25 protein-coding genes are annotated in these 24,748 nt (G+C 58.5%); 11 read left to right on the top strand and 14 right to left on the bottom strand.

The features are described 5' to 3' along the window. Window positions 1-28: 28 nt before the first annotated feature. The 3 genes from BJP08_RS05830 to BJP08_RS05820 all read right to left on the bottom strand — a co-directional run bounded on the left by BJP08_RS05830 (window position 29) and on the right by BJP08_RS05820 (window position 2,622). Window positions 29-1,273: a hydrogenase small subunit gene (locus BJP08_RS05830; protein WP_071568723.1), complete on the bottom strand. Its 1,245-nt coding sequence runs from the start codon at window positions 1,271-1,273 to the stop codon at window positions 29-31. A 168-nt stretch (window positions 1,274-1,441) separates the two neighbouring features. Further along, on the bottom strand, window positions 1,442-2,260 hold the full coding sequence (gene hypB, locus BJP08_RS05825) for a hydrogenase nickel incorporation protein HypB (RefSeq protein ID WP_071568722.1): 819 nt from the start codon (window positions 2,258-2,260) through the stop codon (window positions 1,442-1,444). Window positions 2,261-2,277: 17 nt separating this feature from the next. After that, entirely contained in the window at window positions 2,278-2,622 is a 345-nt protein-coding gene (locus tag BJP08_RS05820) for a hydrogenase maturation nickel metallochaperone HypA (protein ID WP_071568721.1), read from the bottom strand. Window positions 2,623-2,669: 47 nt separating this feature from the next. Here BJP08_RS05820 and hypF point away from each other — a divergent pair, with 47 nt between their 5' ends. Beyond that, on the top strand, window positions 2,670-4,970 hold the full coding sequence (gene hypF, locus BJP08_RS05815; RefSeq protein WP_071568720.1) for a carbamoyltransferase HypF: 2,301 nt from the start codon (window positions 2,670-2,672) through the stop codon (window positions 4,968-4,970). A 22-nt stretch (window positions 4,971-4,992) separates the two neighbouring features. Here hypF and hypE read toward each other — a convergent pair whose 3' ends face one another. After that, complete coding sequence (gene hypE / locus BJP08_RS05810; RefSeq protein ID WP_071568719.1) at window positions 4,993-6,087, bottom strand: hydrogenase expression/formation protein HypE; 1,095 nt, start codon at window positions 6,085-6,087, stop codon at window positions 4,993-4,995. A gap of 215 nt (window positions 6,088-6,302) precedes the next feature. Between hypE and BJP08_RS05805 the strand changes: the two genes are divergently transcribed. The 6 genes from BJP08_RS05805 to BJP08_RS05780 all read left to right on the top strand — a co-directional run bounded on the left by BJP08_RS05805 (window position 6,303) and on the right by BJP08_RS05780 (window position 11,074). Then, window positions 6,303-6,572, top strand: coding sequence for a HypC/HybG/HupF family hydrogenase formation chaperone (locus BJP08_RS05805; RefSeq protein ID WP_071568718.1), 270 nt, complete (start codon window positions 6,303-6,305; stop codon window positions 6,570-6,572). A gap of 27 nt (window positions 6,573-6,599) precedes the next feature. Beyond that, a complete protein-coding gene (gene hypD / locus BJP08_RS05800; protein WP_071568717.1) occupies window positions 6,600-7,739 on the top strand; it encodes a hydrogenase formation protein HypD in 1,140 nt (379 codons plus the stop codon). Window positions 7,740-7,826: 87 nt separating this feature from the next. Beyond that, window positions 7,827-8,381 carry a hypothetical protein gene (locus tag BJP08_RS05795; protein WP_071568716.1) on the top strand — a complete coding sequence of 185 codons (555 nt, stop codon included), beginning with the start codon at window positions 7,827-7,829 and terminating at the stop codon, window positions 8,379-8,381. A gap of 87 nt (window positions 8,382-8,468) precedes the next feature. Then, a complete protein-coding gene (locus tag BJP08_RS05790; RefSeq protein ID WP_083428443.1) occupies window positions 8,469-9,335 on the top strand; it encodes an ABC transporter substrate-binding protein in 867 nt (288 codons plus the stop codon). A gap of 6 nt (window positions 9,336-9,341) precedes the next feature. Then, window positions 9,342-10,283: an amino acid ABC transporter permease gene (locus tag BJP08_RS05785; protein ID WP_071568714.1), complete on the top strand. Its 942-nt coding sequence runs from the start codon at window positions 9,342-9,344 to the stop codon at window positions 10,281-10,283. A gap of 2 nt (window positions 10,284-10,285) precedes the next feature. Continuing rightward, complete coding sequence (locus tag BJP08_RS05780) at window positions 10,286-11,074, top strand: amino acid ABC transporter ATP-binding protein (protein WP_071568713.1); 789 nt, start codon at window positions 10,286-10,288, stop codon at window positions 11,072-11,074. Window positions 11,075-11,126: 52 nt separating this feature from the next. Here the strand turns inward: BJP08_RS05780 and coaD are convergent, their stop codons facing one another. From coaD to BJP08_RS05750, 6 genes are read right to left on the bottom strand one after another with little or no spacing between them, the layout of a single operon-like run. Beyond that, the gene (gene coaD / locus BJP08_RS05775; RefSeq protein ID WP_071568712.1) at window positions 11,127-11,636 is read right to left on the bottom strand and encodes a pantetheine-phosphate adenylyltransferase; all 510 of its coding nucleotides are present in this window, start codon (window positions 11,634-11,636) and stop codon (window positions 11,127-11,129) included. Window positions 11,637-11,639: 3 nt separating this feature from the next. Further along, window positions 11,640-12,224: an RsmD family RNA methyltransferase gene (locus BJP08_RS05770; RefSeq protein ID WP_071568711.1), complete on the bottom strand. Its 585-nt coding sequence runs from the start codon at window positions 12,222-12,224 to the stop codon at window positions 11,640-11,642. A 16-nt stretch (window positions 12,225-12,240) separates the two neighbouring features. Continuing rightward, window positions 12,241-14,343, bottom strand: a complete 2,103-nt coding sequence (locus tag BJP08_RS05765; RefSeq protein WP_071568710.1) for an ATP-dependent DNA helicase RecG — start codon at window positions 14,341-14,343, stop codon at window positions 12,241-12,243. A 3-nt stretch (window positions 14,344-14,346) separates the two neighbouring features. Beyond that, complete coding sequence (locus tag BJP08_RS05760; RefSeq protein ID WP_071568709.1) at window positions 14,347-15,897, bottom strand: DAK2 domain-containing protein; 1,551 nt, start codon at window positions 15,895-15,897, stop codon at window positions 14,347-14,349. An 11-nt stretch (window positions 15,898-15,908) separates the two neighbouring features. Next, window positions 15,909-16,553 carry a uracil-DNA glycosylase gene (locus BJP08_RS05755; RefSeq protein ID WP_071568708.1) on the bottom strand — a complete coding sequence of 215 codons (645 nt, stop codon included), beginning with the start codon at window positions 16,551-16,553 and terminating at the stop codon, window positions 15,909-15,911. Next, a complete protein-coding gene (locus tag BJP08_RS05750; protein WP_083428442.1) occupies window positions 16,550-17,515 on the bottom strand; it encodes a thiamine-phosphate kinase in 966 nt (321 codons plus the stop codon). The genes BJP08_RS05755 and BJP08_RS05750 overlap by 4 nt, the downstream gene beginning before the upstream one ends. A 31-nt stretch (window positions 17,516-17,546) precedes the next feature. Between BJP08_RS05750 and BJP08_RS05745 the strand changes: the two genes are divergently transcribed. After that, window positions 17,547-18,503, top strand: a complete 957-nt coding sequence (locus BJP08_RS05745; protein WP_071568706.1) for a DUF3515 domain-containing protein — start codon at window positions 17,547-17,549, stop codon at window positions 18,501-18,503. 2 nt (window positions 18,504-18,505) lie between these two features. Here the strand turns inward: BJP08_RS05745 and BJP08_RS05740 are convergent, their stop codons facing one another. Together BJP08_RS05740 and BJP08_RS05735 are read right to left on the bottom strand one after the other, a co-directional pair. Continuing rightward, window positions 18,506-19,579, bottom strand: a complete 1,074-nt coding sequence (locus tag BJP08_RS05740) for a D-alanine--D-alanine ligase family protein (RefSeq protein WP_071568705.1) — start codon at window positions 19,577-19,579, stop codon at window positions 18,506-18,508. A gap of 12 nt (window positions 19,580-19,591) precedes the next feature. Continuing rightward, on the bottom strand, window positions 19,592-20,605 hold the full coding sequence (locus BJP08_RS05735) for an NAD(P)H-dependent glycerol-3-phosphate dehydrogenase (protein ID WP_071568704.1): 1,014 nt from the start codon (window positions 20,603-20,605) through the stop codon (window positions 19,592-19,594). 113 nt (window positions 20,606-20,718) lie between these two features. On the opposite strand from BJP08_RS05735, the gene BJP08_RS05730 reads away from it, so the two are divergent. The 3 genes from BJP08_RS05730 to BJP08_RS05720 are packed head-to-tail and all read left to right on the top strand — an operon-like array spanning window position 20,719 to window position 22,668. Further along, complete coding sequence (locus BJP08_RS05730) at window positions 20,719-21,726, top strand: NUDIX hydrolase (protein WP_071568703.1); 1,008 nt, start codon at window positions 20,719-20,721, stop codon at window positions 21,724-21,726. A 33-nt stretch (window positions 21,727-21,759) separates the two neighbouring features. Then, window positions 21,760-22,206 carry a YbjN domain-containing protein gene (locus BJP08_RS05725; RefSeq protein WP_071567155.1) on the top strand — a complete coding sequence of 149 codons (447 nt, stop codon included), beginning with the start codon at window positions 21,760-21,762 and terminating at the stop codon, window positions 22,204-22,206. Next, on the top strand, window positions 22,207-22,668 hold the full coding sequence (locus BJP08_RS05720; protein ID WP_071568702.1) for a hypothetical protein: 462 nt from the start codon (window positions 22,207-22,209) through the stop codon (window positions 22,666-22,668). It abuts the gene before it with no gap. Here the strand turns inward: BJP08_RS05720 and leuD are convergent. Further along, window positions 22,652-23,248 (bottom strand): 3-isopropylmalate dehydratase small subunit, encoded by a 597-nt coding sequence (gene leuD / locus BJP08_RS05715; protein WP_071568701.1) that lies wholly within the window; start codon window positions 23,246-23,248, stop codon window positions 22,652-22,654. The two genes, BJP08_RS05720 and leuD, sit on opposite strands and share 17 nt — an antisense overlap. A 20-nt stretch (window positions 23,249-23,268) precedes the next feature. Further along, window positions 23,269-24,711: a 3-isopropylmalate dehydratase large subunit gene (gene leuC / locus BJP08_RS05710; RefSeq protein WP_071568700.1), complete on the bottom strand. Its 1,443-nt coding sequence runs from the start codon at window positions 24,709-24,711 to the stop codon at window positions 23,269-23,271. Window positions 24,712-24,748 lie beyond the last annotated feature (37 nt).

Raw genomic sequence — 24,748 nt, 5'->3', positions numbered from 1 at the left:
TATTCCTTTCAATCGTCGTGAACGCCGCTTACGCGGAAGGGTTGGTCGGCCTGTGGTGTCCATCGGCATCAGTACTCGTCGCAAATGCCTGATCGCCTTCTGCCATGAGTGCCGACATCTCCTCCGGCTGGTCTTCTTCGCCGAAGGCAGCGAGAGGTTGCACTTCGCCGCTCTTACGGCGGATGCCGACCTCCTTGACAACACTGAGCGCGCCGTGGACTGCAGTACCAGCTGCTGCGACACCGATCAGGCCAAGGCCGATCTTGCCTGCAGAGGCTTCCTGCCCAAATGCACGAACATTCGGCAGCTCCTCATAGAACGGCGTGAACCGGTCAAAGAAGTGTTTCTCCGTACAACCAATGCAGGGGTGACCTGCGCCGATCGGCCAGCCGGACTTGAGGTTCCACTGAATAATCGGGCATGGCGAGAAGGTCGACGGCCCCTTACAGCCCACCTCGTAGAGGCACCAACCGTTACGAGCGCCCTCGTCGTCAAAGGTGCGCACGAACTGGCCAGCGTCGAAGTGGGGACGCTTTGGACAAGAATCGTGAATGCGCTGATCGTACGCGAAGAGTGGACGACCCTCGCCGTCCACCTTTGGTGGCTCGCCGTGAGTCAACAGGTAGGTAATGGTCGCGGTGATCACTTCACCGATTGGCGGGCAGCCAGCGACGTTGATGACAGGTTTGTCCTTAATGATCTCGTCGACGCCGACGGCCCCGGTTGGGTTCGGACGTGCCGCCTGTACGGAGCCGTACACTGCGCACGCGCCAACGGAGAGAATGACGGTTGCATTTTCTGCCGCTTCCCGAAGGACCTGCTCAGCGCTCTTGCCGCCGATTTGGCAGTACGCGCCGCCTGCACCGGTTGGAACGGAACCGTTCACCACCAGGATGTGCGGTTCCTTGTTCATCTCCTCAAGGGCTTGCTCAGCGGCATGCCCAGAGGCCGCCATTACAAGCTCGTTGTAGTTCATCGACAGCTGATTAAGGACTAAGTCTTCAACTGTAGAGGAGCCAGAGCGGAGCACTGACTCCATGCATCCGGTGCACTCCTGCAACTGAAGCCACGCAACCATGGGCTTCTTGACGTCACCAAGCGCCTCGGCAATTACTTCAGTCTCTTCGGCGTTTGCGCGCGAGGCAAGCGGCGCGCCCACTGCAAACACAGCAGCCATTGAGCTACACATCTTCAGAAAGTCTCGACGCTTCACCCCCTTTTTCGACAGGTTTTCCCAAAGCGTTCCACTCTGCCAGGTGTCTTGTAGAAGCATCGATTATTTCCCTCTCATGCGAGGGTCATGTGCCGGCTGTCACTCCGGTGCACACCCCTCAAATGAACGTGTACAGATTCCTTCAGCGGTAAGACTGCATGCTTAACGCATCTATAAGGCCAGAGTATCAAGACATGAAAGTAATTCCGGTTTCGCAGAGATGTGGGGCTAGAAATCTACCCCCGATTGGGCGCTGAGCCATTCATTCCACTCGTCCAACCCCTCCCCCGTTGTAGCTGAAGTAAGGATTACTTTCACGCCAGGATTTACTTTTTCAAGGTTCTCCCTGAACAATTCCAGATCGAAATTCAGGTAAGGAAGCAGGTCAACCTTGTTCACCACGACCACTTCGACACTCCGGAACATCACCGGGTACTTCAGCGGCTTATCTTCGCCCTCCGTAACTGAGGCAACCATTACCTTATGATGTTCACCCACTTCAAATTCGGCCGGGCATACCAGGTTGCCGACGTTCTCGATGAGCACCATATCGGCCTCATCGAGTCTGAGCCCTTTGAGCGCGTGTGCAACCATCGGTGCGTCGAGGTGGCACTCACCCCCGAACCCATTGCCCGTATTCAGGAGGCTGACCTGGGCGCCGAGGTTCTCCAGGCGTTCCGCGTCGAGAGCCGTTTCAATGTCTCCCTCTACGATGCCGAAGTGAATCTTGTCGGCCAGCGATTCCAGAGTTTTACGCAGCAGCGTCGTCTTGCCCGCCCCCGGGGAGCTCATGACGTTTACGCAGACCACACCGTTCTCTTCAAAAGCAGAACGGTTTGCAGCGGCTTTGACGTCATTTTCGGTGAAAATGTCCTCGAGCACCGCAATGCGTTCCCGACCGGTGTCGTACCCCGTATGGTCTCCGTGTTCAGAGTGCTCGGAGTCCGACCCCACGTGCAGGTGATCGTGGTCGTGGTGGTGTGTGTGATCATGCGAGTGATCGTGGCTATGAACTGTCCCGTCATCGTGACGATGAAAACGTCCCATGCTTTTATGTCTCCTTCTCAGTTGTCAGATGTCACATCAATGTCAACGACAGCGAATTCCTCGCCTGCGATTACGGACGTCGGTGCATCACATTCGCGGCAACGGACATCAAGGTACTCATTTGGGTCAAGTGTCCTTTGGTGGCCGTTTGCACACTCGATTTGGGCGGGAACCCAATCGATCTGCAGCTCTGACTGCTCCATGGCGCTCCCCTTTGTCACGAATCCCCATGCGTATTCGAGCGATTCTGGCACCACTTGTCGCAGCGCACCGATTCGTAGGTGCACCGACAGCACAGTTCGCCCGCCCGAAGCACGCTGAACTGCTGACGCTAATTGATGACTTAATGCAACTTCATGCACACGCCCTAGCCTAGGCGATTATTCAAGAACTTTGTAGAGTATGCAGCATGGGAGCAGAAAATAGCAGAGTCCACATCTTTCTTGAGGGCATCGTTCAAGGCGTTGGAATGCGCCCGCATGTTGCGCGGGTAGCTCGGCGCTTCGGGCTCACAGGACTTGTAGGCAACAACGAGCGTGGTGTGTTCATCGAATTCCAGGGCGACACCTCAGCGCTTCAACAAGCACAAGCAGCACTTATCGACGAGCTTCCGCCCCTCGCACACATCTTGGACATCCAAACGTCGCTGCTTTCCCTGGTGAAGGGGGAGGAAGCATTTCGGATCGTTGCATCGACACATGTGGAAGGCGAAAAGACCCTCATCTCCCCCGACATAACTACCTGTGAGGCCTGTTTGGCGGACATCGATGACCCCAACAATCGCCGCTACCATTACCCGTTCACGACCTGCACTCACTGCGGCCCACGACTTTCCATCATCGAATCACTTCCTTATGACCGCGCGACAACCACCATGAGGGAGTTCCCCATGTGCCCCCAGTGTGAGGCGGAGTACACAAGCCCAGATGATCGACGCTTTCATGCCCAACCGATTAGTTGCCCACACTGTGGACCCACGGTGTGGTGCACAGACTCCAACGGCATACCCCTCGCCGAAACACGCACAAGTGAGCTAATGCTCGATCCGGCCAAGTTTGACGAGCTCGTGCACAAGGTTCGCAGCGCGTGGGACTCCGGTGCAATCGTTGCTGTCAAGGGGATTGGCGGCTTTCATCTGATGTGTTCGGCTACAGACGAAGTTGCCGTCGAAACGCTGCGGAAGCGCAAACAGCGGCCTGACAAGCCGCTTGCTGTCATGGTGCCCAACCTCGACGCTGCCAGAACGGTTGCGGTGCTGAGTCAATCGGCAGAGGATCTTTTAACCTCTGCGCCTCACCCCATTGTCTCTGTACCACTTCGTGAAGACTCACTATGCGAAGGGATCGCACCTGGTTTGCACGAAGTTGGCCTCATGCTTCCCTACTCGCCTCTCCATCATTTGCTCGTTGATCGGCCGGTGGTTGCGACCTCTGGCAACCTGAGTGGGGAACCCTTGTGCGTCACCAACGACGATGCACTCCGTAAGCTCTCACACCTTGCAGACTTGTTCGTGCTGCACGATCGCGAGATATACGTGCCTGTAGAAGACTCCGTCTACGTTGATACGACGCTGGTTCGAAGGTCGCGAGGACTAGCACCGCTCCCGGTGTTGTTACGCACCGAAGCGCAGCCGACGGTCCTGGCAGTCGGTGGGGAGCTGAAGAATACGGCAACCTTAGCTGTCGGGCGATATGCGCACATGTCCTCGCACGTTGGCGATATGGGCTCGTTCGATGCGCAACGGCACTTCGAGAAAATGGTGGATCAGCTTTGTTCAATGCAGGGAGCGCATCCGGACATCGTGGTGTGCGATATGCACCCTGGGTACCAAACGTCGGCGTGGGCGCAACGCTACGCGGATCGCCACAGTGTCGAGCTCATCGAGGTGCAGCATCACCATGCCCATGCCCTTTCGCTGCTGGCAGAGCATCAACAGTTATCAACGCCTGCCACAATCGCAGCACTCGATGGCACGGGTTACGGGACAGACGGCACCATATGGGGTGGCGAAATCCTCCACGTGACCAGCAATGGAGAAGCAGAACGACGCTGGCACCTCCCACCGTTTTCGCTCGTCGGCGGTGACAAGGCTGTGCGCAACCCTTGGCGAATCGCACGCGGCCTCGCGCACGATTGGCATCTCGAAGGTCTCGCTGCGCCCTCCGGAGTTGCTCAAGCCGAATTACAACTAGTCGATTCGCAGATCAGCAGCGGTTTCGGCTCCACAACCACGTCGTCGATGGGGCGTCTCTTCGACGCCTTCGCGTCGATACTTCAGGTTCGGCAATCGGTGAGCTACGAGGCGCAAGCAGCGATGGAGCTTGAAGCCTTGGCAAGCACTTCGCGGCTTACGCGCGCTGAGTCCATCAGCGCAGTCGAAAAGTTCGGCACGTTCCCTCAGCTTGCACAGTGGGCAATCAATTCAATGCGGGACGGTTCGCATCCACGTGCAGACACCGCTCGGATCGTCCACGCTGGTATGGCGACATTGATTGCCAATCCGCTTATCGACGCCACTAACGCCTCAGCAACCGAGGTCGTCGGTATCACTGGCGGCTGCGCCGTAAACCGTCTCCTCATGACCGACATACTGCATGTGTTGCGGAGCCACAGTCCATCCCTGAGAGTGCTCACCCATCAGAAAGTACCCGCAACTGACGGTGGGCTCAGCCTGGGCCAAGCTGCAGCAGGAAGGCTGTGGGCGAAATAGCGCCCTCCACCGTCTAGGTCAGTCAGCAGATACGCGGAAGCGGATCTCCTACCAGCTTGTCGACCATGCGGGTGCCGCCAAAGCCAGTCACGAGAACCACAGCCGCAGCCGGCTCCTCAACGATCTTTCCAACAACCGCCGCCCCCTCGGCACCAGCAGCATGCAGCGCAACGACTGCCTGTTCAGCCTGTTCCTCGGGAACAACTGCTGCGAAAGTCCCCTCGTTCGCGACGTACAGGGGGTCAATCCCCAACATGTCGCAGGCGGCTCGCGTCATCGGCTGCACAGGGATCTTTTCGTCGTGCAGCGCGACACCATAGCCGGTTGTCTCTGCAAGTTCGTTCATGACAGTAGCCAGGCCGCCACGAGTAGCATCACGCATCCAACGAGTATTGGGGGCGTCGGCAAGCAGTGCTCGTACCAAGCTTGCGACCTCCCGCGAATCAGACTCGATTGGCGCCTCGATCGCAAGGTCGCCGCGGGCCATCATCACCGCCATCCCGTGATCCGCGATTGGCCCGGAAACGATAATCCGGTCACCAGGCTTGACTTGAGTGAAGCCAAGATCCCTCCCCGCGGGTACGACTCCGATTCCGGCCGTGTTGATATAAATCTTGTCTCCTGCACCCTTCGGGACCACTTTTGTGTCGCCTGTGGCAATCTGTACACCGGCACGCTCTGCTGCGACGCGGAGCTCCTGTGCGATTCGACGAAGGGTCTCCACCTCAAGCCCTTCTTCGAGAATGAAGCCCACCGAAATATATTTCGGCTCCGCACCACCGACTGCCAGATCGTTTACCGTGCCGTTTACTGCAAGATCTGCAATAGATCCACCTGGAAACTCAATTGGATTTACCACGTAGCTATCGGTCGTGAACGCCAGCGTGCCGCCTTCAAGGTCCAAGTCCAACAGCGTTGCGTCCTCGCCTTGGGAAAGCAGATCGTTACCGTACTCGTCGAAAAATACCTGCTCGAGCAGCGTCGCACTCGCCTTTCCACCGGCACCGTGCGCAAGCGTGACATATTCGTCCTTCAAACGGCCACCACGACGGCGCACCCGAGCGATGTTGTCGTTGACTTTGGTCTCATCAACATTGAGGCGATTCTTAGGCTGCACAGCACTTTCCCTTTCTTCTTTCGCAACTAGCCATCACATGGAATTGCTACGAATAGTTCCGAATGTGGATTCTACCGCTGTCGCCTCAGCTTGGGGTGCTCACGTCCCTCGACGGACGTCGCGTTTAGAAAAGCGCGAAGGGTAGGCGATAATGTAGAACGGAATAAGCACGAAAATGTGTGACATTAATCCAAGTGATGGAAGGCTCTGTATTTATGTGTCTGGGAGTTCCAGCGCAGGTTGTCGAAATTAAAGACCCTACCCGCGCCACGGTCAGCATTTCGGGTGTAACCCGTGCGATCTCAACCGACCTTCTCGTTGAAGAAGGCCTCGAAGTCGGCGAATGGGTACTCGTACACGTCGGTTTTGCACTTTCCAAAATTGATGAGGAAGAGGCTGCAACGACGCTGCAACAAATTCAACAACTCGGCGCGAACACGTTTGAGGACGAACTCGATTCTTTCACGACTTCAAGAATCGATTAAGCCCACGTTCCGAAGAAAGGACCCAACATGAAATTCGTTGATGAGTTTCGTGACCCAGCTGCAGCCCGTCAGCTGATTGCGACTATCGAGGAACAAGCAAAGCACCTCGAACGCCCGATTAAACTCATGGAGATTTGCGGTGGGCACACGCACACTATCTACCGTTACGGTCTCGAAAACCTCCTCCCCGACTCAATCGATCTCGTCCACGGCCCCGGCTGCCCGGTTTGTGTCATCCCAATGGGCAGGGTCGATGATGCACTCTGGCTTGCGAATCAGCCCGACGTTATCTTGACGACATTCGGCGACATGATGCGTGTTCCGGGCTCCGAGGAGTCGCTCTTGCAGGCTCGTGCACGCGGCTGCGACGTCCGCTTCGTCTACTCTCCGCTGGATTCGCTCAAGATTGCTGAGGAGAACCCAGACAAACACGTTATCTTCTTCGCAATTGGCTTCGAGACGACGACGCCATCCACTGCAGTCACGCTCACCGCGGCCAAGCAGCGCAATATCCCGAACTTCTCCATCTTTTCGAACCACGTGACGATCGAGCCACCCCTGCGCGCAATCGCAAACGGTGGAGTCACTGAGGTTGATGGCTTTATCGGACCAGGACACGTAGCAACCGTGGTTGGCACGAAGGCATTCGATTTCCTCGCCGAAGAATTCAACCGACCGGTCTCCGTCTGTGGGTTCGAGCCACTAGACATCCTCCAGGGCGTTGCACAACTGCTGGAGCAGTTCACTTCGGGCGAAATTGCCGCAGGCAAGGCTCGCGTGCAAAACCAGTACGCTCGCGTCGTCCGCCCAGAGGGGAACCCCTCTGCGCAAGCACTGTTGAATCGCGTCTTCGACATCCGTGATGAGTTTGAGTGGCGTGGCCTCGGGGTGCTTCCAAATTCGGGGATGGCAATTTCGGAGGAGTTTGCCAAATGGGATGCTGAGCGCATCTTCGATGTGCCTGGCAACCGAGTTGAAGATCCCGCCGCGTGCGAATGTGGGTCGGTGCTTACCGGACACATCAAGCCGTGGCAGTGCAAAGTCTTCGGTACAGCGTGCACTCCGGATACCCCGATCGGTACCTGTATGGTTTCTCCTGAGGGTGCCTGTGCCGCATATTACAACTTCGGCAGAATTGATAAAATCACGACTTCTTCCCTCTCCTAACGTTCGATACCCCCAGGCCATGCTGGCTTGGGGGTAGATTTCTACAATTCGGTAGCATGAAACTACCCGAATGGGTATTATTCACTCATGCGCAAACGTATCACAGCCGCGGCCATCGCGGCTTCTCTCATCGCAACGGCTCCGACGGGTACCCCATCAGCGCTCGCGGAAACTGCGACACCTGACACCCCAGCGACGAGTTCTTCAGACATTGACAAGACTCCCGAGAAAGACGCCAGCGATTCCAAGGACGAAAAGTCCAGCTCCCTGGATCAAGATCCTGAAAACGATCCTCTCTATATTCCGCCCGAGAAGAATCCTGTGCAGAAGATCTCCAGCTCGGAATTATTCCTGAAGTGGACGGATGGCATGGCAGAAGGCGACGGAAAGGATGTTGTCCAGGGATGGGCGAAGGGATCGTCGATACCAAGTACCGCAAACCCCGTTGAGTGGACCAAGGCTGAAATTCAGGGCTCCTCGAATATGGTTCGCGGGTTATTCACCGGAGATTTCGCTCAAAGTTCGCAGGGGTCAAGCCAAGCAACTGCTCCAGTTCTCCTCGGAATCTTAAGCGTGTTTCTCATTGGACAGACGGTAGAGCTCATCATGCGTGGGCTTCGCACGCTTCCAACCATGCGCTAGAAACAACCCCATAAACAAGGTCGAAAAATAATGAACCAAAACAAACGCTTCGGCAAGGCAGCGAAGGCTGTCAGCGCGTTCTCACTTATGCTGAGCATTGGTCTGCTGAGTGGCTGCGTCACAAACGTCGAGGGCGGCAACCCAGAGGGCTGGGAATCAATCGAGCCTGCTACGGTGCCGGAAATTGCGGCGATGGTCCCTGAAGAAGTTGCGAAAGACGGCAAGTTCTCAATTGGCGCAAACCCGCCGTTCGCTCCGTTCGAGTTTAAAGACTCGCAAGGCAACCTGATCGGCTTGGAGCTTGACCTCGGACGTGCGCTCGCCTCGATCATGGGCCTTGAGTTTGACCCGCAAGAAATGGATTTCTCCATGATCCTGCCAGCGGTTCAAGCTGGCAGCCTTGACGCGGGCATGTCGGGATTTACTGATAACGAAGAGCGTCGCAAGAGCTTCGACTTCGTGAACTTCCTCTACGCCGGAATCCAGTGGGCGCAACCCGCCGGGTCCAACGTGGACCCGGAGAACGCCTGTGGCCTCACCGTCGCGGTACAGCGCACAACCGTTTCCGAAACCGACGATGTTCGCCCGAAGAACGATGCGTGCATCGAGGCAGGAAAGCCTCCTATCACGGTCCTGTCCTTCGATACCTCCGACAACGCAGCGCTCGCAGCACTTGTAGGCCGAGCTGACGCGCTCAGCGCTGACTCCCCTGTGACATCGTGGGCGGTCGAACGCTCTGACGGCAAACTAGAGCTGGTGGGCGATATGTTCGACGCCGCTCCCTACGGTATCGCAGTACCGAAGGACTCCGAGCTGAGTACCGCTCTCGCCCGCGCAATGCAGCATCTCATTGACACCGGCGACTACGAGCGCATCCTAGCGCAGTGGAATGTACACACCGGCCTGCTCGATACCGCGCTCATTAACGAACAGCCCCTTACAGAATGGAACTAACAGACCATGACTACATCATCTACAAGCACCAGTCGGCCAGCCAGGATTGAAGCGAAGCCGTTACGTCATCCAGGGCGTTGGGCGCTTGCGATCCTGCTTGGAATCCTCGTTGTCTGGTTTGTGATCGGCGCTGCCAAGAACGAAGCCTATGGGTGGGGTACCTACGCGCAGTACCTCTTCGATACCCGGATTGCGGTAGCAGCACTGCACACCATTGCTATTACGGTCCTTGCCATGATTATCGGCGTGGTTGGCGGTGTGCTTCTTGCAGTGATGCGCATGAGCCCGAATCCAGTCTTCCGCACCGTGAGCTGGGTTTTCCTCTGGGTTTTCCGTGGCACCCCGGTGTACGTGCAGCTCATGTTCTGGGGCCTGATTGGTGCGATTTACGACTCGATTAATCTCGGCTTCACCCAGATATCTCTTGACCCGTTCACTTCTTCCGCCTTTGCACTCGCCGTCGTTGGCCTGGGTCTGAATGAGGCCGCCTACATGGCAGAGATCGTTCGTTCGGGTGTCTCTGCGGTGCCAGAAGGTCAGATCGAGGCGTCGAAGTCTCTTGGCATGAGCTGGTCGCAGACCATGACGAGGACGGTCCTCCCCCAGGCGATGCGCATCATTATCCCGCCGACAGGCAACGAGTTCATCTCCTTGCTGAAGACGTCTTCGTTGGTGGTTGCGGTTCCTTACTCGTTGGAGCTGTACGGCCGCTCGATGGATATCGCTGCAGCACTGTTCCAGCCTGTTCCGCTATTGCTTGTCGCAGCAACGTGGTACCTGGTTATTACGTCCCTGCTGATGGTCGCCCAACATTACTTGGAGCGGTATTTCGACCGCGGCGCCACCCGCCAGCTCACTGCCCGTCAGTTGGCAAGTTTGGCGGATGCCGAAGGCACAATCCCGAACAACGTAGAGATCATTGAAGCTCCTGAAAGGAACCAACGGTAACCATGGCCGCTACTACTTCTTCCCCTGCCCAGACTCCGATGATCCAAGCGATTGACGTGTGGAAGTCCTTCGGCAACTTGGAGGTACTCAAAGGTATTAACCTCGAGGTCGCTCCCGGCTCTGTCACCTGCCTGATCGGCCCATCGGGCTCCGGTAAGTCCACGTTCCTGCGGTGCGTGAACCACCTTGAAAAGGTCACTGCCGGCCGTCTCTACGTCGATGGTGATCTGATTGGTTACCGCGAGAAGAACGGCACGCTCTACGAAATGAGCGAGAAGGACGCTGCTGTGCAGCGCCGCGACATCGGGATGGTGTTTCAGAACTTTAACTTGTTCGGGCACCGCACCGTGCTGGACAACATTATTGAGGCTCCCGTCCATGTCAAAGGTGAGTCTCCAGAGAAAGCGAAGGTCCGCGCTCTAGAGCTGCTGCGCATGGTTGGTCTTGAGTCGAAAGCTGATGCGTACCCAATCCAGCTTTCGGGTGGTCAGCAACAGCGCGTCGCCATCGCGCGTTCGGTCGCGATGGATCCAAAGCTCATGCTTTTCGACGAGCCCACGTCCGCACTCGACCCAGAGCTTGTCGGCGAAGTGTTGCGGGTGATGAAGCAGCTCGCCCAGGATGGCATGACGATGCTGGTGGTCACGCATGAAATGGCATTCGCTCGCGAGGTCGCCGATCGCGTCGCATTTATGGCGGACGGCCAGATCGTCGAATACGGTACCCCGGAGCAAGTGCTGGACAATCCGCAAAAGGAACGGACGAAGGCTTTCCTGTCCACAATTTTCTAGTTACGCATGAAGCCCGAGCCCGGTAGAGCGTGTTGGTTGATCTGCCGGGCTTCTACTTTGCTTCGTTGAGACGTTCGCTCATCGCCTGCATGACCGTTGGTGGTACAAGCCCTGCGATGTCGCCGCCGAAGCGAGCGACTTCCTTGCACAACGAAGACGAGATGTAGCCGTACTTCTCGTCGGTAAGCAGAAAGAACGTTTCAACCCCCGTAAGGCGCCGATTCATCTGCGCCATCGGCAGCTCATACTCGTAGTCAACCGACGAGCGCAGCCCTTTGACCAGGGCGTTAATTCCGTGAGCGCTGGTGTAGTCGACCAGCAACCCTCCCCAACTATCTGCTCTCACGTTCGGCATATCGGCGACCGCGAACTGGATCAAAGCGACTCGCTCCGCGACTGTAAACATGCCGGTTTGCTTGGTTGGGTTACCCGTTACAAGGACGACTACTTCGTCGAAGTGGCGCCGAGCTCGATCAACGATGTCAAGGTGCCCATTGGTAAACGGATCGAACGAGCCAGGACACACGGCGACGTTGCGGTGCTCGGTTGGTGCCTGCGCCATTACTTACACCTCCTGGCTGCCCGAAGGCGCCGTATACACTGCCATATCGAATCTGGCGATCCCGTAGAGGCGCTTCTTCAGCTTCTGACCCGTTGGGGTGAAGGCTGGTGGCCATGCGGTCTCGGGGCTTTCGCGGTGCCGCTCGATGACGACAACGGCGCCGTCGACAAGTAGCTCCTGCAGTGCGGTGACCATTTCGGCGACTGCTTCATCGGCGAGGTCGTATGGCGGGTCAGCAAGCACCATGGAAAAGTGCTGGCGTGGCGCGCGTGCCACGAACGTGGAGACCTTCACAGGCTCGATGCGGGTGTTTGGGTGCCCCACAACGCTCGCGTTGTGCTCGATCACGGCGACTGCTTTCGGGTCGTCCTCAACCAGCACTACTTCTTCAGCGCCACGGGAGGCCGCCTCGAGGCCTAACGCTCCTGATCCCGCGAAAAGGTCCAGCACTCGCTGCCCCGGGAACCCAAAGCGGACCTGCAGCGACGAAAAGAGGCCTTCCCGTGCCCGATCAGATGTAGGACGGGTCCCCTCCGGGGGAACTTTGATCTTGCGTCCGCGGGCTTCACCAGAAATGATGCGATTCATGGTACTCACTCTAGCTTTAGCTCTTTTCTAGGTACACAAAGTCCTCGTCTTGCAGGTGTGCACTCAGTGATCGAGCCTTCTCGAGATCTTCCTCAACAAAGCGTGCCGCATCGCGATACGCCCGTGTGACTATCTCGTAGTCCTCGATCAAGTCGATTAGCTTGAAGGTGCGTCGGATACCTGACTGTTCGGTACCAAGGACATCTCCTTCGCGGCGATGGCGCAGATCGAGGTCGGCAAGGGCAAAACCGTCGCTTGTCTGAGCAACCTCCCAAACGCGCTGAAACGCATCGCTGCCCTCTTCTGCCAAAGTATGGAAGAGACAGAGCGACTGGTTGCCGCCGCGCCCGACGCGACCTCGCAGCTGGTGTAACTGCGATACACCGAATTGTTCGGACTCTCGCACCATCATCACCGTTGCGTTTGGCACGTCCACGCCGACCTCAATGACGGTTGTTGCCACCAAGATGTCGATGCCACCCGCCGCGAAATCGGACATCACGGCGTCTTTCTCTTCGGCGTGCATCTTGCCGTGAAGTACATCCACGTGCAGGTTCGGAAACTCCGTAGCGCGCAGCCACTCGGCGGTTTCAAGGACGCCGCCCTCACCGTCAATGCGCGGGCACACTATGTAGACCTGGTGGCCAGCCGCGACGTCCTCTCGCATTTTCTCCCAGGCACGCGCAATCCACGTCGGCTTGAACTCCGGAACCACCGAGGACTGGATCGGTTTCCTCCCGCCCGGCAGCTCGTTGAGCACTGATACCTCGAGGTCACCGAAGACAGTCATCGCGATCGTGCGCGGAATCGGCGTTGCCGTCATGACGAGCAGGTGTGGAGTCTGATCCCCTGACTTCGCACGCAGGCGGTCACGCTGCTCGACTCCAAAGCGGTGCTGCTCGTCGACGATAACGAAACCGAGGTTGAAGAACTCCACACTGTCCTGAATCAACGCATGCGTGCCCACAACGATATCCGCCTCTCCCGAGACGATCTTGAGTAGCGAGTCCTGCTTCTGGGCCGTCGGCATGGAACCTGTCAGTGGCACCACGGTCGTGTGCAGCCCGGCGCGCATGAGCGTCTCTGTCAGCGAACGCGCGTGTTGCTGCGCGAGGACTTCCGTTGGGGCAAGCAGCGCTGCTTGAGCGCCATTGTCGACAGCTTGGAGCATGCTGATCAATGCGACGATGGTTTTACCGGAGCCTACCTCGCCTTGGAGAAGACGGCTCATCGGGTGAGCGTGCGCCAGGTCGGTGGAGATTTCTCGGATGACCCGCTGTTGCCCGCCGGTGAGTGGGTATGGCAGCTGTGTAATGAGCCGGGATTGCTCTCCATCTGGCTGCTGAGGAAGGGCTGGCGCGTTGTGGTTGTTTGCGTCGGTGCGTCGCACGCTCATGGCGAGCGCGACGGTCATGGCTTCGTCGTACTTGAGGCGTTGGCGGGCGGGTTCGGGTCCCTCGGCGTCTGGCTGGTGGATGGTTCGAATGGCGATGTCGCGCGAAATGTATCCGTTGGGGGTTGTTCCGAGGGGTTCGGGTATTTCGGGGAGGCTTTGGAGGATGGTGTGGATGGCCCCCATGATGGTCCACGTGCTGACCTGTTTTGTTGCTGGGTAGATAGGGAGCCATTCGCGTCCGGAGAGGATTGTTTCGAGGTCGCCGAAGTGTTGGAGTTGGCGGAGGGCTCCGGTGGCTTGGGTGGGGCCGTCGAGAAGTACGAAATCTGGGTGCTGGAATTGGATTTCGTTGCGGTAGGTGCTGATTTTTCCGGTCATCATGACGCGGGTGTGCTCTTTGAGCACGCGCATGGCGTAGTTGGAGCCGAAGAACGTCGCTGTGAAGGTGTTGGTTCCGTCATAGACGTGGGTGCGGTAGATGGGACGGTTGGGGTGTTTCCGGTTGGGGATGCGTTGGGTCGCGGTGATTTCGCCGACGATGCTGAGGGTGTCGCCATCGTTGATGGCTGCGAGGTCGGTTGCTGTGCCGTAGTGGAGGTATCGGCGCGGGTAGTGCTCGAGGAGTTCGCCGCAGGTGTTGTAGCCAAGGTGTTTGGTGATTGCTTTGGCTTGTTTGAGGGGTATGACGAGGTTGAGGGGCCTGGGGTCGATGTTTCCGAGCACTGTTTATTCGACTCCGATCTCGGCGACCGCACCGAGGCCGTCTGCGGGGAAGACGATGACGTCGACGTCGAGCTTTTCCTCGAGCGCTGCGAGGTCTTCGGCGTGCAGTGTTGCGGTATCGAAGAGGACGGTAACTTGTTCGCCTCCTGGCTCGAGGAGACGCTTGCAAGTCTTTTCGACGGCGGCTAACGCGTCGTCGGCGATCAGGAGTGTTTCGCCGTGTGCCATGGCGATGATGTCGCCTTTCGAGACGGCTCCTCCCTGGACCAATCCCGATTTAGGGGCGCGCTGTAGGACTGCGGTGCGCATTTCGCCGGCGGCCTCCGACATGGTGAACGCTGCGGTTGCGAGTGGTTGGGCTGGATCGTGGACGGCGAGGGCCGCGATGCCTGATACAAGCCTGACTGTGGGCAGCAAGGTGATGTTTTGCTCGAAGGCATGCGTTGCTTTTTCCACGGCGGCGAGGCTTCGTTGGTCGAGCAGCCCGTTGGGCAGCAGGATGACTTCGCGTGCCTCGGTCTTATGGACTGCTGCAAGGATGTCGGCGACAATGTTCTCGCTCGGGGCGACGGTGGCTGCCCCTGCCTGCGTGTAAAGGTCCGTGAGTGATCCGGGGGGCGTTACTGCGATCACCAGGCGCGTGGGGGTTTGGGTGACCGGTTCATCTGGCAGAACTTCGAGGTGCAGCTGTGTGACGGTCCCGCGGGCAAACGCGCACTCGATAACTGCGCCTGCTTCGGTGGAGTGAATATGCACTTTGCCGCTGCGCTCATCATTGCGTGCGATCACCAGGCAGTCACCCATCGTACTCAGCTCATGCTCGAGGACATCGAGGTCGCCTTCGAAGAAGAACATCACTTCTAGGTTTGCTTTGCCACTCCCATGCGAGTGCACGTGTGCAACTGATTGTGCTGCCTCGTACGGTTGCCCGTTCAGTTCGTATACAAGCGATTCCAGGAGGATCACCAACCCGGTTCCTCCTGCGTCGACAACATCTGCTTGCCGGAGCGCTTCCAGTTGTGAGGGGGTGCGGGCGAGCGCGGTTTGCGCTGCTTCTGTGGCTGCTTCGGCAATGCTCAAAGCAGATGCTTCTCCCCCGTCCTCGTGGAGCGCCTGTGTCGCCGCAGTCGACGCTGCCCGGAGCACAGTGATGACGGTGCCCTCCACGGGTTCTGCGATTGCGCGGTCGACGAACTGTACAGCCTGCGCGAGCGCGTTCGCGATGAACTGTCCGCTCCGCGTTTCCTCATCAGCGGTTTGCGCAACGCCCCGGATCACTTGGGAAAGTACAACACCGGAGTTTCCGCGTGCGCCGTGGATTGCTCCCACAGCGAGCGCCTCTGCAACCTCCTGCATGGACTGCGCACCAGAATTTTTCGACGCCTCTTCGACTGCCGCCGCCATCGTCTGCGCCATGTTTGAACCAGTGTCAGCATCGGGCACAGGGAACACGTTGAGCTGGTTGATCTCGTGCCGGCGACGTTCCAGTTCTGCCGCTGCCCGGCGAGCCCAAGACAAAAGACGTGGGCCGTCGAGTGCAGTTGCTGTTTCCATGGTCAGACAGTCTACAGTGCCCAGTCCACAGGCGAAGCACCCTGGGAGACGAGCGCTTGGTTGGCCCGGCTAAACGGGCGTGATCCGAAGAATCCGCGGCGCGCCGACAATGGAGAAGGGTGCGGAGATTCAATTGTCGGCGTATTCCCGAGAAACTGCTTCGCAGTCTGTGCGTCTCTCCCCCATAGGATTGCAACGAGTGGGGTACCGCGCTGCGCGAGCTGCGCAATCGCATGGGCAGTGACGGCTTCCCATCCCTTCCCTCGATGCGAGCCCGGCGCGCCGGGGCGTACCGTCAGCACTCTGTTGAGGAGCATGACTCCGTTGCGTTGCCAGGAGGTGAGGTCTCCGTCGGGACGCGGGAGTATGCCGAGGTCGTCGTTGAGTTCCTGGTAGATGTTGACCAGTGACCGTGGTGGTTTGACGCCTGGCTGCGTTGAGAAAGAAAGCCCCATCGGGTGGCCTGGTGTTGGGTATGGGTCTTGGCCCAGTATGAGCACGCGGACGTCCTCAAACGGGGTCGAAAATGCGCGCAGAATATCCTTGCCGGCAGGTAGGTATGCGGGTTCGCTTCGTAGGAAGTCTCCCATCGCGTGGATGGCGGGTTCTACTTCGGCCAGTGGTGCCTGCCAGGAAGGGTGGACGGGTAGATTCATGAAAAAGGCTCCCATTCATGGCGTGCGGTGTGTGCGACGCCGTCGATCTCCACACCGACTTTGCGTGTGACGGTACCGATCGAACGATACCCCACGGGTGCGGACCCGTCGATTGTCCCCAGCAGGGTGTGGTCTTCTCCCCCGTTGAGTACCCAGTCCCACGGGTCTATGCCCAGGAAGTCTCCGACTTTGCGCAGCTGTTCGCTTGGTGCGACGGCAGCACGGGAGATGTTGACTCCCACTTGGGAGGCGCGGGCGATTGCACCCAGGTCGTGTAGTAGCCCGTCGGAGTTGTCTGTCATGGCTGTCGCTCCTGCTGCGCGTGCGACCACGCCACGTCCAGGGGTCAGTTGTGGGCAGCGGTGCGCTTCGACGATGTCTGCGAATTCTTCCGGGATGTCTCGCCCTGATTCCAGGAGGGCAAGGCCTGCCGCGGAGTGTCCGATCTGTCCATGCGCGATGACCCGCTGTCCCGGGCGAGCCTGGCTGAGCCGCAGCGGAGGCAGGCTTCCGCCTAGTGAACCGAGCGCGGTGATCGAGACAGTGAATTGTTTTCCGCTCGTGATGTCCCCGCCAACAAGTTGGCTGGAATAGCGGTCAAGTTCAGTATGGATGCCGCGTGCGAGCTCGCTGACTACAGCAAGTGGGGTTTCCGGAGGTGCGGAGAGTGCGAGCAACGCAGCGACGGGGCGCGCACCCATTGCTTCGATATCGGCGAAGTTTTGCACGATGGCTTTACGCCCCAACAGGGCGGGGGTGGTCGTCGAAAAGCGAAAGTGCTGGCCCTCGATGAGCATGTCTGTTGCCACGACCGCACGGCTATTCGGTGTGTGTGACTCAAGCACGGCTGCGTCATCACCATTGAGCGGTGACGGCGAGGCTCCAACAATGGCGTCAATCGTTGCTTGCTCGCCTACCTCCCGCAGCGTCGGGCCGTGTGTGGGAAAACCGACGTTACTCACCAAAGTGTGCCTTTCAGTAAACTTGTACGCCATGAATGATTCCTCTGGCGCGTTGCATGATTCACAGATTAACCGTACAGCGGTCTACATCAGTTTGGGCCTCGCAGTGGCGCTTGTTTTGGGCGTCATTGTGGGTGCTCGGTACTTTTTCCAACAGGTGGCGCTGCAGCCTGTCGCGATGACTGAGCTGCCCTCCCCCGAGGCAGATTCGCCCGAGTGCACTGCGCTCGTGGACAGCCTTCCTGACAAGGTGCTTGGGCATGAGCGCGCGGAGCTCGCCGCCCCGGCTCCGGCAGGTGCTGCCGCGTGGCAGTCCTCGTCAACCCGGCGCGTCACGTTGCGTTGCGGCGTGGAAATGCCGCTGCAGTACACCGAGTACACCCCGGTGTCCTCCCACAACGGTGCAGAGTGGATCAGAATTGACGACGCCACCCCAGGTTCAACTATGGTGACCTGGTTTAGCGCAGACCGGTGGCCCGCTGTCGCGGTGACCACCGATGCGGAAGGGCTGGGCAGGGCGGAAACGCCGGTCGACGAGATTGACGTGAGTGCGCTGCCGCAGCGTGATCTTCCTCGCCATCCTGCGCCGTTGTCTGAGCTGCATACGGCCACGCAGGCCGCGGAGGGTAATGCCTGCGCGGGGTTGCTTGCCGCACTTCCTGAAACGCTCGCTGAAGGGTACGCAAAGCTGCCTGAAAACGAAGTGGTATCCCCGGAGACGGCCGTCTGGACACGACTTGGCCATGAGCCGATTGTGCTGCGGTGCGGTGTGGATGACCCAGAGCATTACGCAGCTGGGGCTACGCTGCAGCAGATTAACGGGATTCCGTGGTTCGAGGACACCATCACTGCTACAGGGACCACGTCATCGACGTGGTACGCGCTCGGGAGGGTGGTCAACGTTGCGGCGTTTGTGCCCTCGGGTGAGGGCAACGATGTCATCACAACGCTGACCGAGCTTATCGAGGAGCACGTCGCCGAACGTTAGCGTTAAACTGTCGGCTTGTTTGCTGACTGCAATGCGGTGCGGACCAAGGTGTCAAGCAGGTTTGGGTAGTTCACGCCGCTTGCGTTCCAGACCTGTGGGTACATCGAGATTGCAGTAAATCCAGGCATGGTGTTGATCTCGTTGAGCACCGGGCCCTGATCCGTGACGAAAAAGTCCACGCGGGCCAGCCCCTTGCAGCTCAGAGCCTTAAACGTCTGAATCGCCTGTTCCTGCAAGGATTCGATCACATGGGCGTCGTATGGCGCGGGGATCGTTGCGGTGACTCCCTCTTCTAGGTACTTCGTCTCGAAGCCGTAGAAGCCTTCCGCTGAAGTATCGGTCCCGTTAAGCTTTGCCGGAACGGAGGCCTCGATGCGGCCGTCGGGAAACTCCAACACGCCGACTTCGACCTCGTCACCCACCTGCTCCGATTCGATGATCACTTTCGAGTCACACTCGTATGCTTGCTGCAGCGCAGCGTCGAAGTCGTCCCACGATGTCACCTTCGACACCCCAATCGAGGACCCGCCATTCGCTGGCTTCACAAACACTGGCAAACCAAGGCGTTGTTTGTCCTCACTGCTCAGCGTTGCGCCACCGCGGACAATTACCTCCTGGCTCACGGCAATCCCTGCGAGAGCCACGAGCTTCTTGGTGTACTCCTTGTCCATGCCACATGCAGAGGCCAAGACTCCAGGGCCCACATACGGGATCCCTGAAAGCTCAAACAGACCTTGAATGGTGCCGTCTTCTCCGAATTGGCCGTGCAGGACTGGGAACACAACGTCGACCTGCGCGAGCACCTCGCCGGTAGCGACGTCGGTAAACTCGCCGCGGCGCGAAGGGCTAATGCTCAGCGCGATCTCTGCCCCACCGCGAACCTCGGGGAGCGCTTCACCACCTACAGGGTCGATGTCCCCGCGCACCCATGTGCCGTCCCGGCGAATACCTACGGGAAACACCTCGTACACCTCGGGGTCGAGGTGAGAGATGATGGAGCCCGCAGAAATACAAGAAATTGAATGCTCGGTGGAGCGTCCACCGTAAACTACTGCAATACGAATCACAGCTGCCACACTACCCGGTGACTACTCCGACTTTTTCGACCGACCCATCAACGCGGCAATCGTCTCCTCAACCGTCACGCCCTGGTGGCACACGGCGAATACGGCCTGAGTCAGTGGCATGTCCACACCATGGCGCTGCGCAAGCTGGAAAATGCTCCGCGAGGAAATGACGCCCTCGGCGACCTGACCCTTCGTCGCTGCTTTCGCCTCCTCAATCGTGGCACCCTTGCCAAGTGCAGAGCCAAACGTACGGTTGCGCGACAGTGGCGAAGAGCACGTTGCAACCAAGTCGCCCATCCCTGCAAGGCCTGCGAAGGTGCGGGCGTCGGCGCCTAACTCCTGGCCCAGGCGCGTACTTTCAGCCAACCCTCTCGTGATGAGCGTCGCCAGGGTGTTTTCTCCCAGTCCCTGCCCGGACGCCATACCGCAGGCGAGCGCGATGACGTTCTTCGTCGCACCGCCAATTTCGCAGCCAACCACATCAGTGTTGGTATAAGGGCGCAGGTACGACGTGGCGCACGCAGCCTGGACAAGCTTCGCACGGTTAATATCACTGCAAGCGATGACAGTCGCCGCCGGCTGCTCCTCAGCAATCTCGCGGGAAAGGTTCGGCCCGCTCAGCACAGCAGTCCGACTCTCGTCGGCACCGGTGACCTCAGCGATAATTTCCGACATACGCATATACGTGCCGGTCTCAATACCTTTCGAGATCGAGAGCAAGGTGGTGTCAGAGCGCAGCATCGGAGCCCAGACTTCCAGGTTCTGGCGCATGGTCTGGCTCGGTACCGCAAAAATTGCGATATCTGCCGCCTCCAGCGCAGCTTCAGCATCAGAAGTGGCAAAGATACCATCTGGCAGCGTAATGCCAGGCAGGTAATCGGGGTTCTCACGAGTTTCTTGCATGGTCTTCGCCAGCTCGTCCCTGCGAGCCCACAGCTGCACCATATTCCCGGCATCAGCGAACACTTTAGCCAAGGTTGTCCCCCAGGAACCTGCGCCCATCACCGCTACGTTTACCACTTGTGCCACCGCCATTCCTGTCTGCATGAACCGTTTCACGCTAGCACTATTGCGCTCCGATTATCTACCACCGTGCCGCTGACCTGTCGCTGCAGCGAGAATCCGCAAAGTGCGTAAAATTGGAGGGCATGTCACGTTCAACGAAGCTCCATGAACAACACAAAGACCGGTTTGGTGAAATGTTTATCACCGGACGCCACCAGGAAATTCCCCGGCACCCGGGACGTGAGTTCAAGAAAACCACGCTTGCAGCTGGTGCTGTTTTGTGGCGAGGTGATCTCGAGCACCCCGAAACGATTGAGGTCGCGTGCATTCACCGCCCGCACTACGACGACTGGTCTCTTGCGAAAGGCAAAGTAGATCCAGGCGAGTTCCTCATCACGACCGCAGTGCGTGAGATTCAGGAGGAAACCGGTTACGAAATCCGCTTGGGCAAGCTGATTGGCAAGACGGTATATCCCGTCAAGAACACCACGAAGGTTGTGTATTACTGGACCGGCAAGGTTGTCGGTGGCGAGTTCACCCCGAACAATGAGGTCGATGAGATCCGTTGGCTCAACATCGAGGACGCGAGGGATCTCATGAGCTACGAGCTTGACCGCCAAGTCTTGCTCAAGGCCGCGAAACGCTTCGCTACCCCTGCGGATACCCGAATCCTGTATGTGCGCCATGCCCGTGCGAACTACAAGGAAGCCTGGAAGCACGACGATAGTCGACGGCCACTCGACAAGAAGGGGAAACGCCAAGCGAAGGCGCTTGTTCCGCTACTCAATGCCTTCTCCCCTGAGTCGCTCTACTGCGCTGAGCCGCTGCGCTGCCAGCAAACGCTTGCACCCCTGGCGAAAGCACTCGATGAGGAAGTAGTTGTCGACGCCGCCTTCGGCGAAATTGCGTGGCAGGAGAACCCGGAGACCGCTCAAGCAGCGTTTGAGAGCGTCATCAAGCAGGGAGGCACCCACGTCATATGTGCGCAAGGCGGGGTGATCCCTGAAATGATCGCCTCCCTTGCAGCCGATGGCCGTCTGCCAATCGAGTCCCCAATCTTGGCAAAGAAAGCATCCGTGTGGGTACTGTCCTTTAACGAAGGGCAACTCATCGGCGCGGACTACATGCCATCGCCACTCCCGGTGCTCTAAGCCCACTTCGCCTACAAAGAAAGGACTGCCCAGTTGCAGCCAGTTACTCAAGAACGAATCGAAGCGGCGCTCGACGCGCTGGAACTGCAGTACTTCCGCAGTTCTGAAGATGGTCTGACCCGGACTGCGTTCCCATCAATCATGTGCTTTTTCGAAGTGCAGGAGATTGGCTTCAAGATCACGAGCCAGTGGCTCGGGACGGCGAAAATGAATGCGGATAAGCAGAATCTTCGACTGAGCATCAACGAGCTGAATCGCTCACTGCCTCTCCTGCGTGCACACCCGATCAAGCGCGAAGACGGCGGGCTCGTTGCCCTGTTCGAGGCGCCGTTTTTCTCCTCTGATGGCTTCAGCGACGAGCAACTTCAGTCGATGCTGCAGTTTTACTTCTCGGTCATGCACTATGCGGTGGAGGCGCTCGACGAAAACTTTGCGCACATCAAGGACAAGCACCCTTACAAGCAGGAGAAGGAGCAGTAAATGCAGCAGCTACAGCCTTTAAGTCTTGATCGTCTTCGCAAGCTGTTTGACGAGCGAGGTTGGGAGTATCGGGAGCCTACGCAGTACAACTCTCTCATCACGGCGTTTACCGGTATCGGCTTCGAGATGAAGCTCGTCGACTCCAGTCTCCACTTCGTTTCCACAGTCTCCGTCGACGACGTCGATGTGAGCCGTTTCGACGAAGTCCTGACCTGGTGCGAGGATTACAACAACGCCCACGCATTCCCGTCTCTCGTCGTTATGAAAGATGAGAAGCGCAACGTCTCCGCTCTGGGCGTTGCCTATGTCATGCCGGGTTTCTGGGACTACAGTGACCAGCAGTTCGCGGACCACGTCTCCTCCGCTATCCACGGCATCACGACGTCAGTCCGCGACTTCTTGTCGACGTTCGCGCCTTCGGCCCTTGAGCGCCTCGGCACCCCTCCTAGCGAGGAAAAGTAGCCGGATAAAACGGGCGACGCTGCTGTTCGTAGTCCTCGATGGCCTGCTCGTTTCGCAGCGTCAGCCCGATATCGTCGAGGCCTTCGCTCAGACGCCAACGCGTGTAGTCGTCAACGTCGAAGGAGTAGGTGTTCTCCCCGACGGTGACGGTGCGCTCCGGCAGTGAAACAGTAGCGACGGTGCCTGGTGCCTGTTCAAGCTGCTTCCAGATCAGCTCGATGTCCGATTCCGACATGATGCCGGCCAACAGGCCTGCCTTCCCGGCGTTGCCACGGAAGATATCAGCGAACCGTGGGCAAAACACTGCCCGGAACCCGTAGTCCTGCAGCGCCCACACTGCGTGCTCGCGGGAGGAACCGGTGCCGAAGTCAGGCCCGGCGAACAACACCGATCCATCCTTGAAGGCCTCGTTGTTCAACACGAAGTCGGGTTCGTTGGTGCGCCAATTGGAAAACAAGCCGTCCTCGAACCCCGTGCGGGTCACGCGCTTGAGGTAGCGGGCGGGAATGATTTGGTCGGTGTCCACATTCGATCGCGTCAATGGAACTGCGACGCCACTGTGGGATGTGAATTTTTCCATGATCGTTGGTCAGCTCCTGACTACTGTGCGTTGGCGGTTGATGGGATGTCTGCGGGGGCGGCGAGGTGGCCGAGGACCGCGGTCGCAGCAGCCACCGCAGGCGATACAAGGTGGGTCCTGCCCCCAGGTCCTTGGCGGCCTTCGAAGTTTCGGTTCGACGTCGACGCGCTGCGCTCTCCAGGGGCAAGTTGATCGGGGTTCATACCCAGGCACATCGAGCAACCTGCGGTGCGCCACTCCGCGCCGAACTCTTCAAAGATCGTGTGCAGGCCTTCTTCCTCCGCCTGCTGCTTGACCTTGGCAGAGGACGGGACCACCAACATACGCGTGCCCTCCGCAATTGTGCGGCCACGGACGACCTCCGCAGCGGCGCGCAGGTCCTCGATGCGCGCGTTCGTGCACGAACCCAGGAACACGGTATCGATGCTGATGTCGCGCAGTGGCGTACCAGGCGTTAGATCCATGTACTGCAATGCCTTTTGCGCAGCCTGCTTCGCACTGTCGTCGCCAAACTCCTCGGGGTCAGGAACGGAGGCGCTCAACGGCAACCCTTGGCCAGGGTTGGTACCCCAGGTAACGAACGGAGTCAGCGTGGAGGCGTCGATCTCTACGACAGTGTCGAACTCCGCACCTGGATCGGTTGGCAGCGTCTTCCAGTACGCCACCGCGTCGTCCCAGTCCTTTCCCTTCGGCGCGTATGGACGTCCCTTGACGTACTCAAATGTTGTCTCGTCGGGAGCCACCATGCCGGCGCGGGCGCCTGCCTCGATCGACATGTTGCAGATGGTCATGCGTGCTTCCATGGACAGCTTCCGGATAGCTTCACCACGGTATTCGATGATGTGTCCCTGGCCGCCGCCGGTACCAATCTTGGCGATGATCGCCAGGATCAAGTCCTTCGCACTCACACCAGGTTGTAGCGTTCCACTGACCTCAATCGCCATCGTCCTAAACGGAGCCAACGGCAGCGTCTGGGTCGCCATAACGTGCTCTACCTCAGAGGTACCAATACCCATCGCGATCGAACCAAACGCACCATGTGTCGACGTATGCGAGTCGCCGCACACAATCGTCATGCCGGGCTGGCTAATGCCCAGCTGTGGACCGACCGTGTGGACGATGCCCTGCTCCTCGTCGCCCATCTCATGCAGCACCACGCCGAACTCTTCGCAGTTCTTCCGCAGGGTCGAGACCTGCGTGCGGGAAGTCGGATCGCTAATTTCTGTCAGCTTGCCAGAAACAATGCCTGTGGTTGGCACGTTGTGGTCTTCGGTGGCAAGGTGCAGCTCTGGGTGGCGCATGCGACGCCCGTTGAGACGCAAACCATCGAACGCCTGTGGCGACGTCACCTCGTGCAGGAGTTGAAAATCGATGTAGAGAAGGTCAGGCTGACCGTTTTCTCCATGGGTGACCACGTGGTCACGCCACACTTTTTCCGCCAGCGTTAATGGCTTTTGGCTCATCTTGCTCCTCCTCAACAGTCGCAACAACCTCCCACCG

This window comes from Corynebacterium sp. NML140438 (assembly GCF_001875725.1).
In the GTDB taxonomy this organism is placed as follows: domain Bacteria; phylum Actinomycetota; class Actinomycetes; order Mycobacteriales; family Mycobacteriaceae; genus Corynebacterium.
The sequence above is the reverse complement of the archived record's forward strand: the minus strand, read 5'-3'. Positions and strand labels throughout refer to the sequence as shown.

Coding starts and splice junctions, on each gene's coding strand:
- BJP08_RS05830 (WP_071568723.1), bottom strand. CDS start 1,273: ATGCTTCTACAAGACACCTGGCAGAGTGGAACGCTTTGGGAAAACCTG.
- hypB (WP_071568722.1), bottom strand. CDS start 2,260: ATGGGACGTTTTCATCGTCACGATGACGGGACAGTTCATAGCCACGAT.
- hypF (WP_071568720.1), top strand. CDS start 2,670: ATGGGAGCAGAAAATAGCAGAGTCCACATCTTTCTTGAGGGCATCGTT.
- BJP08_RS05805 (WP_071568718.1), top strand. CDS start 6,303: ATGTGTCTGGGAGTTCCAGCGCAGGTTGTCGAAATTAAAGACCCTACC.
- hypD (WP_071568717.1), top strand. CDS start 6,600: ATGAAATTCGTTGATGAGTTTCGTGACCCAGCTGCAGCCCGTCAGCTG.
- BJP08_RS05795 (WP_071568716.1), top strand. CDS start 7,827: ATGCGCAAACGTATCACAGCCGCGGCCATCGCGGCTTCTCTCATCGCA.
- BJP08_RS05790 (WP_083428443.1), top strand. CDS start 8,469: ATGCTGAGCATTGGTCTGCTGAGTGGCTGCGTCACAAACGTCGAGGGC.
- BJP08_RS05785 (WP_071568714.1), top strand. CDS start 9,342: ATGACTACATCATCTACAAGCACCAGTCGGCCAGCCAGGATTGAAGCG.
- BJP08_RS05780 (WP_071568713.1), top strand. CDS start 10,286: ATGGCCGCTACTACTTCTTCCCCTGCCCAGACTCCGATGATCCAAGCG.
- coaD (WP_071568712.1), bottom strand. CDS start 11,636: ATGGCGCAGGCACCAACCGAGCACCGCAACGTCGCCGTGTGTCCTGGC.
- BJP08_RS05770 (WP_071568711.1), bottom strand. CDS start 12,224: ATGAATCGCATCATTTCTGGTGAAGCCCGCGGACGCAAGATCAAAGTT.
- BJP08_RS05760 (WP_071568709.1), bottom strand. CDS start 15,897: ATGGAAACAGCAACTGCACTCGACGGCCCACGTCTTTTGTCTTGGGCT.
- BJP08_RS05755 (WP_071568708.1), bottom strand. CDS start 16,553: ATGAATCTACCCGTCCACCCTTCCTGGCAGGCACCACTGGCCGAAGTA.
- BJP08_RS05745 (WP_071568706.1), top strand. CDS start 17,547: ATGAATGATTCCTCTGGCGCGTTGCATGATTCACAGATTAACCGTACA.
- BJP08_RS05735 (WP_071568704.1), bottom strand. CDS start 20,605: ATGGCGGTGGCACAAGTGGTAAACGTAGCGGTGATGGGCGCAGGTTCC.
- BJP08_RS05730 (WP_071568703.1), top strand. CDS start 20,719: ATGTCACGTTCAACGAAGCTCCATGAACAACACAAAGACCGGTTTGGT.
- BJP08_RS05720 (WP_071568702.1), top strand. CDS start 22,207: ATGCAGCAGCTACAGCCTTTAAGTCTTGATCGTCTTCGCAAGCTGTTT.
- leuD (WP_071568701.1), bottom strand. CDS start 23,248: ATGGAAAAATTCACATCCCACAGTGGCGTCGCAGTTCCATTGACGCGA.
- leuC (WP_071568700.1), bottom strand. CDS start 24,711: ATGAGCCAAAAGCCATTAACGCTGGCGGAAAAAGTGTGGCGTGACCAC.